The 12559-nt window shown below is 74.1% G+C and carries 9 protein-coding genes; 3 read left to right on the top strand and 6 right to left on the bottom strand.

Features of this window, described 5'->3' with window-relative positions:
* Window positions 1–6: 6 nt before the first annotated feature.
* From AB0O91_RS18210 to AB0O91_RS18200, 3 genes are all read right to left on the bottom strand, one after another.
* Window positions 7–798, bottom strand: coding sequence for an ABC transporter ATP-binding protein (locus tag AB0O91_RS18210; RefSeq protein ID WP_363433803.1), 792 nt, complete (start codon window positions 796–798; stop codon window positions 7–9).
* Window positions 795–1829: an iron ABC transporter permease gene (locus tag AB0O91_RS18205; RefSeq protein ID WP_363433930.1), complete on the bottom strand. Its 1035-nt coding sequence runs from the start codon at window positions 1827–1829 to the stop codon at window positions 795–797. The genes AB0O91_RS18210 and AB0O91_RS18205 overlap by 4 nt, the downstream gene beginning before the upstream one ends.
* Window positions 1830–1928: 99 nt before the next feature.
* Window positions 1929–3014 carry an ABC transporter substrate-binding protein gene (locus tag AB0O91_RS18200; protein ID WP_363433800.1) on the bottom strand — a complete coding sequence of 362 codons (1086 nt, stop codon included), beginning with the start codon at window positions 3012–3014 and terminating at the stop codon, window positions 1929–1931.
* Window positions 3015–3215: 201 nt separating this feature from the next.
* Between AB0O91_RS18200 and AB0O91_RS18195 the strand changes: the two genes are divergently transcribed.
* Together AB0O91_RS18195 and AB0O91_RS18190 are read left to right on the top strand one after the other, a co-directional pair.
* The gene (locus AB0O91_RS18195; protein WP_363433798.1) at window positions 3216–4031 is read left to right on the top strand and encodes a helical backbone metal receptor; all 816 of its coding nucleotides are present in this window, start codon (window positions 3216–3218) and stop codon (window positions 4029–4031) included.
* A gap of 62 nt (window positions 4032–4093) precedes the next feature.
* Window positions 4094–5119 carry a lytic transglycosylase domain-containing protein gene (locus AB0O91_RS18190; protein ID WP_363433795.1) on the top strand — a complete coding sequence of 342 codons (1026 nt, stop codon included), beginning with the start codon at window positions 4094–4096 and terminating at the stop codon, window positions 5117–5119.
* 106 nt (window positions 5120–5225) lie between these two features.
* Here the strand turns inward: AB0O91_RS18190 and AB0O91_RS18185 are convergent, their stop codons facing one another.
* The 3 genes from AB0O91_RS18185 to AB0O91_RS18175 form a co-directional block, all read right to left on the bottom strand.
* A complete protein-coding gene (locus AB0O91_RS18185; protein WP_363433792.1) occupies window positions 5226–7454 on the bottom strand; it encodes a hypothetical protein in 2229 nt (742 codons plus the stop codon).
* Window positions 7455–7658: 204 nt separating this feature from the next.
* On the bottom strand, window positions 7659–9257 hold the full coding sequence (locus AB0O91_RS18180; RefSeq protein ID WP_363433927.1) for a lipase maturation factor family protein: 1599 nt from the start codon (window positions 9255–9257) through the stop codon (window positions 7659–7661).
* Window positions 9258–9618: 361 nt separating this feature from the next.
* Complete coding sequence (locus tag AB0O91_RS18175) at window positions 9619–10692, bottom strand: GAF domain-containing protein (protein WP_363433789.1); 1074 nt, start codon at window positions 10690–10692, stop codon at window positions 9619–9621.
* Window positions 10693–11133: 441 nt separating this feature from the next.
* On the opposite strand from AB0O91_RS18175, the gene AB0O91_RS18170 reads away from it, so the two are divergent.
* Entirely contained in the window at window positions 11134–12444 is a 1311-nt protein-coding gene (locus AB0O91_RS18170) for an acyl-CoA dehydrogenase family protein (RefSeq protein WP_363433924.1), read from the top strand.
* Window positions 12445–12559 lie beyond the last annotated feature (115 nt).

Below are 12559 nucleotides of genomic sequence, written 5' to 3'. Positions count from 1 at the left end.
GCCGGTCTACCGCAGCGCCCCGGCGTCCGCCGGGGAACGGTGGTCGAAGGCGATCAACGGGTCACCGGTGAGCGGGTGTTCGACCACCGCGGCACGGACCCCGAAGACCTCGGCCAGCAGCTCGGCGGTCAGCACCTCACGCGGCGCCCCGGAGGCCACCAGGGCGCCGCGGTGCAGCACGTGCAGCCGGTCGCAGACCGAGGCGGCGGCGTTGAGGTCGTGCAGCGCGACCAGCGTGGTGCGGCGCTGTTCCCGCAGCAGGGCGAGCAGTTCGACCTGGTGCCGGACGTCCAGGTGGTTGGTCGGCTCGTCCAGCACCAGGACGTCCGGCTGCTGGGCGAGCGCCCGGGCCAGCAGCACCCGCTGCCGTTCCCCGCCGGACAGTTCGGCGAAGCGGCGGTCGGCGGCCCCGGCCATGCCGACCCGGGCCAGCGACTCGGCGGTGATCCGGTGGTCCTCGGCGTCGTCGGCCGCGAACGCCCGCTTGTACGGGGTGCGCCCCATCGCCACCACCTCGCGCACGCTCAACTCGAAGTCCCCGCCGCGCTCCTGGGGCAGCGCGCCGATGTGCCGGGCGGACTGGGCGGGCCGCAGCTCCGCCAGGTCCCGCCCGGCCAGCAGCACCCGTCCGGCGCTCGGCCGCAGGTGCCGGTAGACGGTGCGCAGCAGGCTGGACTTGCCGCTGCCGTTCGGCCCGACCAGTCCGGCGATCTCCCCCTCCTCCGCGACCAGATGGACCCCGGCCACCACCGTGCGGCCGGCCAGGGCGACGCTCAGGTCCTCGACGGCGATCCTCAACTGCGCTCCAGTCGTCGGTCCAGCAGGTAGAGCAGGGTGGGGGCGCCGAGCACGGCGGTGACCACCCCGATCGGCAGCTCCTGGCCCGCCAGGGCGGTGCGGGCGACGGTGTCGACCACGACCAGGAGGACCGCCCCGGTGAGGGCGGACAGCGGCAGCAGCCGTCGGTGGTCACCGCCGACCAGCAGGCGGCAGACGTGCGGCACCATCAGGCCGACGAAGCCGATCGCCCCGGAGACGGCCACCAGCACGCCGGTGAGCACGCTGGTGACCACGAAGACCTCGCGGCGCAGCCGGGCGACGTCCACCCCGAGCCCGGCGGCCGTCTCGTCCCCCATCAGCATGGCGTTGAGCCCCCGGGCGCGGGCCTGGAGCAGGGCCAGGCCGAGCGCCACGGCGATGACCGGGACGAGGAGTTGGGCCCACACAGCGCCGCCAAGGCTGCCCATCAGCCAGAACAGCACGCCCCGGGTCTGCTGCTCGTCGCTGGTCTGCAGGACGAGGTAGCTGGTGATGCCGCCGAGGAACTGGGCGATGCCGATGCCCGCCAGCACCAGGCGCAGCGGCGAGAAGCCGCCGCCGCGCCGGGCCATCAGCCAGACCAGGGAGAACGCGGCGAGCGCGCCGGCGAAGGCCGCCAGGGAGACGGTGAGGCCGAGCGCGCTGCCGAAGGAGAGTTCGAGGCCGAAGGCGGTGCCGAGGACGAGGGTGGCGACCGCCCCGAGGGAGGCGCCGGAGGAGATGCCGAGCAGGTACGGGTCGGCCAGCGGGTTGCGGACCAGCGCCTGCACGGCGGTGCCGACCAGGCCGAGCCCGGCGCCCACCAGAGCCGCCAACAGCGCGCGCGGGACACGCAGTTGCCAGACGATGAGGTCACGGGTGCCGGGTTCGGGGGCCCGGCCGGTGAGGTGGTGGGCGACCACCGACCAGACCTCGCCCGGCGGGACGTCCACCGAGCCGAGCGAGACGGCGGCGGTGAGGGCGAGCACCAGGGCGACGGCGAGCGCGCCGGCCAGCGGCCCGGCCCGCAGCGTGCGGGCCGGGCGCCGGGCGGCGGGGAGGGCGGCGGGACCGGAAGCGTCGGTGCCGGAGGCGTCGGCCTCGGCGTCGGGTGCGACCGACGTCACGTGCTACTGCCCGTTCTTGACGAGGTCGGGGTGGACGGTGGCGGCGATCTGCCGGACGGCGTCCGCGTTGCGCACCCCCGCGATGGTGGTGACCTCGGAGCCGAGCCGCACGAAGTGCCCCTCCTGGACCGCCTTCAGGCCCTGGGTCGCCGGGAAGCCCTTCAGGAACGCCTCGGCGTCGTCGAAGGCCTTGCGGGTGGCCTCCTCGCTGCCCCGGTTGCGCACGGCCAGCTGGATCCAGTCCGGGTTCTTGGCGACCACGTCCTCCCAGGAGCCGGGCTTGAAGTCGGCGTCGCAGTCGGCGAACACGTTGCGGGCCCCGGCCAGGGAGATCACCGCGTTGGCCACCTGCCGGCCGCAGACCGCGGTCGGCTGCTTGGTCCCGGCGTCGAAGTCGAAGACGAAGTAGCCCGGCCGCTTGTCCTCCGGGACACCGGCCAGCGCGGTGCGGACCTCGCCGATCTGCTTCTCCATCCCGGTGACGAGTTCCTCGGCGCGGGCGGCGGTGCCGGTGACGGCACCGAGGCGGCGGATGTCGTCCTCCACCGCGGCGAGGTCGGTGCGCGGCGCCTTGGCGGCCTTCGGGGTCCCGGCGCAGGCGGTGGACAGCAGGTAGACGTGCTGGATGCCGGCCGCCGCGAACTCCTCCGGGCTGGGCCCGGTGGCGCCGCCGCCCATCATCGGCATCGCGCCGAAGGTGTCGACGTACAGGTCGGCGCCGGAGCCGAGCAGCTTCTCCTTGGGGATGCTCTTGTCGCCGAGCACCGGGACCTTGGCGCCCTGTTCGGCCAGGTCCGCGGGGAGGCTGCCCTTGCCGGGCGGGAAACCGGTGCCGATCACCCGGTCGCCCGCGCCGAGGCGGAGCAGCATCTCCAGGCTCGCCGCGTTGCTGGTGACGATCTTCGTCGGCGCCTTGCTGATGGTGGTGTCCTTGCCCGCGCAGTCGGCGACCGTGACGGGGTAGCTGCCGCCGGTCGGGGCGGCCTGCGCGGTGACGGAGACGCTCTGTCCGCCCCCACCGCCGCTTCCACAGGCCGTGGCGAACAGGGCGACGGCGGCCGCGATACCGCAGACGACGCGAGGGCGCATGAGGACTCTCCTGGTGGGTGATCGTGCTGTGGGGCCCGTCTGCGGGCCCGGACCAGGTAGTCGGGCGCGGACGGCGGCGGGTTCCCGCCGATGACGGGTCCTTCCCGACGACTCCGCACGAGGGTCTTCCCGGCGACTCCGAGCACGGTCCTTCCGGCGACTCCGCGCGGGATCCCGTCGCACCGCGCGTAGGGTGGCCGGATGGCTGCCCCCGTCGATCCGCCCGTCCGGTGCGCACCGCACGACGACCTCGGCCTGCCCGTCCCGCTCGGACCGCGCCCGCCGCGCCGGGTGGTCTCCCTGGTGCCCTCGCTGACCGAGGCCGTCGCCGCCACCGCGCCCGGCCTGCTGGTCGGCGCCACGAACTGGTGCAGCCACCCCGCCGACCTGGCCGTCACCCGGGTCGGCGGCACCAAGAACCCGGACGTGCCGGCCGTCCTGGCGCTCGGCCCGGACCTCGTGATCGCCAACGACGAGGAGAACCGCCGCCCCGACCTGGACGCCCTGCGGGCGGCGGGGGTGCCGGTCTGGGTCACCGACATCCGCACCCTGGACGACGGCCTCCGCTCGCTCGACCGGCTGCTCACCGTCGCCTGCCGACTGCCGCGCCCGGCCTGGCTGGCGGAGGCCGAGGCGGCCTGGCGCGGTCTCCCGCCCGGACCGGCGGACGGCCCCCGGGTGATCGTGCCGATCTGGCGCCGCCCGTGGATGGTGCTCGGCCGGGACACCTTCGCCGGGGACCTGCTGCACCGGCTGGGCCTGCGGCTCGTCCACGCCGGGCACCCCGAGCGCTACCCCGCCGTACCGCTGCCCGAACTCCGTTCGGAGCGGCCCGACTTGGTGGTGCTCCCCGACGAACCGTACCGCTTCACCGCCGAGGACGGCCCGGAGGCGTTCCCGGGCGTCCCGGTCGCGCTGGTCAGCGGACGGCACCTGACCTGGTACGGGCCGTCCCTCGTGGACGCCCCGGCACTCCTCCGGCAGGCGATCGATCACCCGTTCGTTCTTGGCGGATAAGGCACACCATAGGATGACCGCCACTCACCGGGATCACCGGTGACAAGTGGGGGGGACCACAGATGAGTTCGAGCGCCACCCGACGGACCGCCGTCCTGGTGTCCGCCGTCGCCGTGACGACCGCCGTGCTGACGGGCTGCGGCAGCAAGAGCGCCGACCAGCACCCCGACGCGGCGTCCGGCACCACGCTCACCGCGGCCACCGCCGCACCGAGCGACACGGCGAGCGCCAGCCCGTCCGCCGCCGTCAGCCCGACGCCGACCGGCTCGGCGTCCGCGAGCCCCAGCGCCTCGCACAGCCCGAGCGCCAGTTCTGCCCGTACGGCGAAGTCCTCGCCCACCGCCCAGGCCGCCGGCGCCAAGGGCGGCGGCACCGCGGCCGGGGCCCCCGCCACCCAGCCCCCGGTCGAGAAGCCCGCGATCCCCGCACCCGTGCCGACCGCCAAGCCCGGCGCCGTCGCGCTCCCCGCGCCGCCCGCCCCGCCGGTCCCGCACGTACCCCCGCTGCAGAGCGGCTGCCAGCCCAGCAAGCCGCAGCCGGACGAGCCCAAGGCCGCGGTCGGCACGGCACTCGCGGCAGCCGCGGGCCAGTCCCGGGTGCTCACCCTCAGCTCCGGCGGCACCGACCGGCTCCCGCCGCTGCCGGTCGCCCTGGTGAAGGCGATCGCCTGGCAGGAGAGCGGCTGGCAGTCCGGCATCCTGGCCTGCGACGGCGGCATCGGCACCATGCAGGTCATGACCAACACCGTCAGCTGGATGAACGGCAAGTACGGCACCACCTCCGACCCCAAGACGCTCGCCGGGAACGTCCAGCTCGGCACCCAACTGCTCGACTGGCTGGTCGCCTACTACGGCGACTCCTCGTTCGACGGCAAGTACGACCTCTCCCCCGACCCGGCCACCGGCAAGACCCCGCTGCTCGACCTGGTCATCTCGGCCTACAACGCGGGCGCGGGCAACGTGCACTACACCGCCGTCACCGACCCCACCACGGGCCAGGTCGTCGGCAGCCTGGACATCCCGAACCCGAAGTACGTGGCCAACGTGAAGGCGCTGATGGCCTCCCAGCCGTGGAGCACGGCCGGCTGACGCCGCCCCCGCCCGACGGCGGTACGGCGCAGGGCCCGGGACGCTCGTGCGTCCCGGGCCCTGCGTGTCCACTGTCGGCCTGCCGGCCTGTCGAGCCGCCCGGACGTCAGCCGCGCGCGGCGGTGACGGCGGCGCCCAGCGCCTCCTTGATCCGGGGGCCGAGACGGGCGAAGCCCAGCTCCTTCATGGCGGCGCGGAGCAGTTCCTCGTCGCTCCGCTCGGTGCCGTCGCCGTCGATCCAGCGGACGACGGCGAGCAGCTCCTCCGCCGAGTAGGCGGTCACCGGGCGGCCGGGCGTGAAGTCCGGCTTCGCGGGACGGCGGGCGGACTCCTCGACGACGGCGACGGGAGCGGGCTCCGGCTGCGGCTCCGCCTCGGGGGCGGCCTCGACCTCGGGCGCAACCTCCGCGACGGGGGCTTCCTCGACGGCAGGCTCCTCGGCCGGGGCCTCCTCGACGACCTCGACCTCGGCAGCAGGCTCGGCAACCTCGACAGCCGCGACCTCAGCCTCGACGGCGGGCTCCTCGACGGCCACGGCCGGGGCGTCCTCAACGGCCTCGGCCTCGACCGCCGACTCGACAACCTCGACGACCGGAACCTCGACCTCAACCTCGGCAGCAGGCTCGACGGCCGCAACCTCGGCCTCAGCGGCCTCGACCTCGGCTACCGGCTCGACAACTTCGACGGCCGCAACCTCGACCGCCACGGCCGGGGCCTCCTCGACGGTCTCGGCCTCGACCGCCGACTCGACAACCTCGACGACCGGAACCTCGACCTCGGCAGCAGGCTCGACAACCTCGGCAGCCGGGCGCTCGGCCTCGACGGTGGGCTCCTCGGCCTCCGCCGTCTCGACCGCTACGGCCCCCGCCTGCTCCACCACGTCGTCGGCCGTAGCCGCCTCGGTGACGGCGGCGGTCGCTGCCGCCACCAGGTCGTCGGCGGCCGGGGAGGGCGCGGGGAGGGAGACCACGGCGACCGGGGCTTCCTCCGTCACCTCCTCCTCGGCAGCAGGCTCGGTCCCGACGGCGCCCTCGGCCTCAGCCTCGACCTCGACCTCGGTCTCGGCCTCCACTGCGGCCACCGCCTCGACGCCGACGGCCACCTCGGTGCCCGCCTCGACCTCGACGCCGCCCGCGACCTCGACGTCGGCCTCGACCTCGACGTCGGCCTCGACGGTCTCCGCCGCCGGAGCGGACGTCGGCTCCGCCAACCCGTCGCGCTGCCCGCCCGCGAGGGCCTGGCGTGCGGCGGCCTCGGCGTCGGGCGTCTCGACCTCGGACACCTCGATGTCGGCGCCCGTCTCCTCCACCCCGGTCCCGGTCCCGGCCTCGGCCTCGATCTCGGGCGAGGTCTCGGGCGAGGTCTCGGTCCCGACGGCCGAGTCCGCCAGCCCGTCGCGCTGCCCACCGGCGAGCGCCTGGCGTGCCGTGTACGCGGCCTCGGCGGCGCGGCGGTCGGCCTTGGCGGCGGTGAGTTCGGCGAGCAGGTCGGCGAGGCCTGCCTCCTCCAGCGTGGCGCGCAGGCTGCGGATGGTGGGGAGCCGGTAGAGCGTGCCCTCGTCGGCGGCGAGCCGCTCGACCAGGTCGACCAGTTCCGCGAAGGGCAGCCCGTCCAGGTCGTGGTCGGGCAGCAGGCGGGCGAGGTCGCGCAGGCCGGTGTTGATCGGGTCGAAGGCCTGGGCGGTGCGCTCGACCAGGGAGCCGTCGGCGGGGACGCTCGGCAGGGTGCCGGCGGGGGCGATGGCGGTCCAGGCGCGGCGCTCGATCTCGGCGGAGGTGAGCGCCTCGTGCAGGTCCTCGCGGCGGACCTTGCGGTCGTGGGCGAGGGCGGTGGCCTGCTTGCGCAGCGAGCGGCCGCGCAGCCAGGAGAGCTTGACGCCGTTCTCGCGGCGCCAGGCGCTGTCGGCGGTGGCGGCGGCGAGGGCGACCAGGTCGGCGTCGTAGGCGGCGGTGCTCAGGGTCGCGGAGGTGCGGCGCACCCGCTGGAGCATCTCGACCAGCAGCGCGGTCTTGGCGACGGTGTCGGGCTCGTCGAGCTTGACCTCGGCGGCCAGCGCGGTGACCGCCTCCCAGGTCTGCTGGAGGTCGCGGCCGCGCAGATCGGCGAGCGCGGTGGAGGCGGCCCGGGCGTCCTCGGGGGTGGCCACGGTGTCGACGGCCGCGTACCAGGCGTGGGTGTCGGCGCTGAGCGTGAAGGCCCCGAGTTCGGCGTAGCGGCCGAGGTCTTCGCGGAGGTCGGGCTCCGCGGCGGCGTCCTGGGGGTCCTTGACGTCTACGGCGTCGGCGACGTCCGCCGGGTCGGCTGCGTCGGCGTTGCGCGAGTGAAGCACTGTCATGTGAGGTCCGGTTCTGGGCGACGACGGCGGGGCTGACGGCGAGGGGGCGGCGGACCGGGTGCGCGGGTGCCCCTGGGGCGGGGCCGGGGGGTGCGCGGTCGGGCCGCCGGTTGTGGAGGCCAAGAATACGGGTGCCCGTTCGAGCCTTGCACGCACCCACCGCCGGTCGGACCGGTGTCGTGTGCCATAACGCCCGCCTGGCCGCTACTCGGGAGGGCCACCCGGGTGGCCCGGCGCTGGTCCGGACGGGTGGCCGGGGTGTTCCGTCCGGGGCGGGCGCGGTCGGCGCAGCCCGTCCAGCGGCACGGTGCGCCGGCCTCGGACGGGGCCGGTGGCGGCAGCGGCGGCGGGGCGGCCGAGCGGCGGGCGGTGGCCGGCCCGGCCGAGGGCGGGCAGGTCGACCGGCGCGAGGTACTCGTGGAGCGCCGTGCGGTGCCACCACGCGCCGGTTTCCCGCAGTTCGCGCCATCCGGTGAACCGGTAGAGGTAGAGGGTCGCCCGGACGTGGGTCGGTGGGGCGTCGGGGAAGGGGTTGTGGCGCAGCAGCCGCAGGGTCGCCCGGTCCCCGGCCAGCAGGCGGGCGACGAAGGGCAGGAACCAGGGACGGGCGTAGGCGGGCGAGATGCCGGCGAACCACATCAGCCAGTCCAGCCGCAGGTGGTAGGGGGCGTACTGGCGCGGGAGGCGGCGCACGTCGCCGGGTTTGCCCTTGAACCCGTACTCGCGCCAGACGGTGTGCGGGGTGAGGACGGCCTCGTCGGTGCCCTCGAGCACGACCTCCTGGCGCCGGCGGTTGACGCTGCCGAAGGCCCCGTAGGTGTTGACGAGGTGGAGCCGGTTGAAGGAGCGGTTCATCACCTGGCCCCGGGAGAGCAGGTTGCGCACCGGCCAGTAGCTGAGCACCAGGACGGCGGCGGTCACGGCCGCCACCAGCGCCTGGTACCAGACGGGGGCGCCGGGGTGGCCCGGGGCGTGGACGGGCAGGCCGAGGCGGGCCGGTTCGACGGCGGCGAGGGCGAGGACGACGGTCAGCCAGTTGAGCCAGGCGAAGTTGCCGGAGGCGATCAGCCACAGCTGGGTGGCGACCACGGCGCAGGCCGCGTAGCTCGCGACCGGCTGCGGGAGCAGCAGGCCGATCGGGACGAGGAGTTGGACGACGTGGTTGGCGGCGGCCTCGACCCGGTGCAGCGGGTCGGGCAGGTGGTGGAAGAACCAGCTGAGCGGTCCGGGCATGGGCTGGGTCTCGTGGTGGTACCGCAGGCAGGTCAGGTCGCGCCAGCAGCTGTCACCGCGCAGTTTGATCAGTCCGGCCCCGAACTCGACCCGGAAGACCAGCCAGCGCATCAGCCAGAGCACGGGGGTGGGCGGCGCGGTGTCGGCGTTGCCGAGGAACGCGGCGAGCGAGCCGGCTTCGAGCAGCAGCGACTCCCAGCCGAAGGAGTACCAGGTCTGCCCGACGTTGACGATGGAGAGGTAGAGGCCCCAGAGCACCGCCCACAGCAGGATCGACGCCCAGAGCGGGACGGCGTCGCCGAGTCCGGCCGCGACGGCGGCGGCCAGTGCGGCGCCGCTCCGGGCGACGGCGGCGAAGAAGCGGTCGCTGTAGTGGAGGTGGAAGAGCCCCGGCGCCTGTCGGAACGGGACGCGGGCGGTGAAGCGGGGCACCGGCAGCATGCCGTCGGTGCCGATGAGGGCGCGGAACTGCGCGGCGGCGGTGAGGAACCCGACCAGGTAGAGGCCGGCGAGCAGGCGCTGGACGAGCAGGCGGCTCAGCCAGTAGTCGGGGGCGGCGAACCAGTCCATCCAGTCCATGCGGCCCATGCCTACCACCGGCCGCGCGCCGCCGGGCCCGGCCGGGACGCGGGCGGCGGCCGGTTCACCCGCTCGGCCCGGGACGCCCGGGACGACCGGGACGACCGCGGCGCAGCGACCGACGGAGGACGGCAGAAGGCGATCGGCAGACGCCGAACGGAGCGGCGGCAGGCGGAGCGGCGAACTGCCGTGCTCCGTAAGGCCGGTCGCGTCCGTCCCGGAACGACAGCGTGGCGGGGAGCCTCTCCACGGGGGTGAGAGGCGCCCCGCCACGGTGGTGGGCGGTTCGGTCGGTGCTGCGGTCGGGTTCGGCCGCGGACCGTGCTGCCGCGCACGAGCGGCGGTCGGCCGCTCAGCTCGGCAGGACGAGTCCGGCCCCGCCGGCGATGCCCGGCCGACCGGCCGGGGTGGCGCCGTTCTGCTGGAGCCGGTCGACCAGCAGCGCGGCCAGGGTGCCGAGTTCCTCCTCGGTGCGGGACTGGGCGGTGACGTCCATGCCGACGGTGAGGACTCCGTTGACCTGGCCGGTGCGCGCGACCCGCAGCGGGGTGCAGGTGAAGCTGAAGATCTGCTGGGTGCGCTGCGCCTCGGGACGGCCCGACTGGATCCGGACGTCGTTGAGGACGGTGGCGCGACCGGTGTGGTAGGCCTCCGAGACGGCCTGCTGGAGGCCGGCCGCTCCGAGCTGCGGGTAGGCCGTGCCGATCGAGCCGTACGCCACCGGGGCGCCGAAGGTGTCGGCGTGCTGGGCGTTGGCGTAGCGGATCTCCTGGCCGGGGCCGTCGGTCAGCATGATGGGGAACGGCGAGCCGTCGAAGGCGGCGAACATCTCCTGCTGCTGGGCGAGCAGGTTGTCGCGCAGCCGGATCTCGGAGAGCAGCGCCTCGGCGAGGTGCTGGATGTCGCGGAGCCGCTCGCGCCCCCACTGCCGGGGTTCCCGGTCGAGGACGCAGACGGTGCCGATGACGGTGTTGGTGTCGTCGACGAGCGGGGCGCCGAGGTAGGCCCGGACACCGAGTTCGTCCACGACGGGATTCCCGGCGAACCGGGGGTAGGCGAGGATGTCGTCCAGTGCGAGGGGTGAGCGCTGGGCGACCACGTGCGGGCAGAAACCGTGACTCAGCGGCATCTGCCGGGTGGGGAGGTCGAAGGCGATGCCCCGGTCCGCCCAGGAAGCGCCTTCTTCGACCGCGACATCGGACGAGTTTGGCGGAATGTAGAGCCCCCGGAACATCTGGCGCTCGTCGTTGATGAAGTTGACCATGGCGATGGGAGCCCGCGTGATACTGGCTGCCAGGTGGGCGAAACGGTCGAAGGCCTCGTCCGCGGAGGGTTCGTTGAGACCGAGGCTGCGCAACCTGCGGGTCCGCTCGGATTCCCCGGCAGCACCCGGGAACTGGCCTTGAGTGCTCATCACATCAGTCATGGCGCACATGTAATCAGACAATCGGGTACAGCGGTGGAACCGGGACCGGCCACCAGCCTTGCCGATGCACAGTCAAAGCAGCATGTGAGCGACCCCGGGTCGGGGTCGGGGCGGGGGAACCTCACTCCCCCTCCGACATCACGGCAAAACCCACCGGTTGCCAAGCATGCGAAGGACGGGCCGAATCCCGCCAATCCAAGATCCACTAGGTGTGAAGTCCATGTGCACATATGACAATGAGCCCTGCCGAAGACACGGACGGTAGTTCCTGTGCCTCATGGGAGAACCGGCCCAAGGTCCGCATGCACCGATGGCTTCGAAGCGATCGGCACCGCCACACCTCCACACCCCCACCCGATCCCGAGGGGGAGCGGCCGGAGCGGCATCGACGGCGTGAACGGAGGCACGACGCCCACCGGAACGAGAGGACCAAGCATGGCGATGGACTACTTCACCGACGAGCGACACGAAAGCCTCCGGGCGGAGGTCCGTGAGTTCGCGGAGAAGGAGGTGCGTCCTCAGGTGGCCAGAATGGAGGCCGACCGGGAGATCGAGTTCGAACTCTCCCGGGAGATCGCCCGCCGCGGCTGGATCGGCGTCACGATCCCCCGCGAGTTCGGCGGCCTGGGCCTCGGCCACCTCGCCAAGACCGTCATCGTGGAGGAGCTGGCCCGGGTCAGCGGCGCGATGGGCGCGATGGCGCAGGCCTCGCAGCTCGGCGTCGCCAAGGTCATCCACTTCGGCTCGGACGCCCAACGGCGCGCATGGCTGCCCAAGTTCGCGTCGGGCGAGTCCCTCCCGACGATCGCGGTCACCGAGCCGGAGTCCGGCGGCCACGTGCTCGGCATGGCCGGCACCGCCCGCCGTGAGGGCGACGAGTACGTCCTCAACGGCCGCAAGGTGTTCGTCGGCAACTCGCACATCGGCGACGTCCACGGCGTGGTGTTCCGCACCGACACGGGCAGCCGGGGGCTGTCCGCCTTCCTGGTCGAGAGCGACCGGCCCGGTTTCCGCACCGGCACCGCCGGCACCCAGGGCGGCCTGCACGGCTTCAGCTTCGGCGAGCTCGTCTTCGAGGACTGCCGCATCCCGGTGGGCAACCGGCTCGCCGAGGAGGGGCAGGGCCTCGACGTCGCCTACTCCTCCTCCACGCTCTACGGCCGGCTGAACCTGGGCGCGGTCGCGCTCGGCATCCACGTCGCCGTGGTGGAGGACACCGTGCGCTACGCCGAGGAGCGGGTGCTCTACGGCAAGCCGATCAACCAGCTGAACAGCATCGCGCTGAAGCTCGGCGAGATGCAGTCCCGGCTGATGACGGCCAAGCTGGCCGCCTACCACGCCTCGCACCTGCTCGACCACGGCAAGGCCTGCGACGCCGAGCTGATGAACGCCAAGCTCGTCAACACCGAGTACGCGATGGACTCGGCGCGCCAGGCGATGGAGATCTTCGCCGCGCGCGGCACCCAGGAGGAGCACCACATCATCCGCTACCTGCGGGACGCCACCCACATCTTCGCCCCGGCCGGCACCTCGGACGTGCAGAAGCTGCGGCTCGGACAGGTGGCGGCGGGCACCTACGGCAAGCAGTGGTCGGCCGAGCTGTCCGACCTGGCGAGCTGGGCGTGGACCGAGCTCAACCAGTTGGAGGCCGAAGGGGTCCCGACGGAGGCGCGGTTCGGTCGCGGGCGGGGCGGGGCGGGCGTGCAGGGCGGGCAGGGGGCACAGGTGGTGCCGCTCTCCGCGGCGAGTTGACCCGGCCGGCGGCCCGGTGACCAGGCTCGGCAGCCCGGTTCGCCGGCCCGGCTCGGCCGCTTTCGTCGCCCCGACCGTTCGACCCGCGCCCGTTGACCTGATCCTGACGGCTCCC

This window comes from Kitasatospora sp. NPDC089797 (assembly GCF_040684795.1).
Lineage (GTDB): Bacteria > Actinomycetota > Actinomycetes > Streptomycetales > Streptomycetaceae > Kitasatospora.
This window is presented reverse-complemented; position numbering and strand designations above follow the sequence as displayed.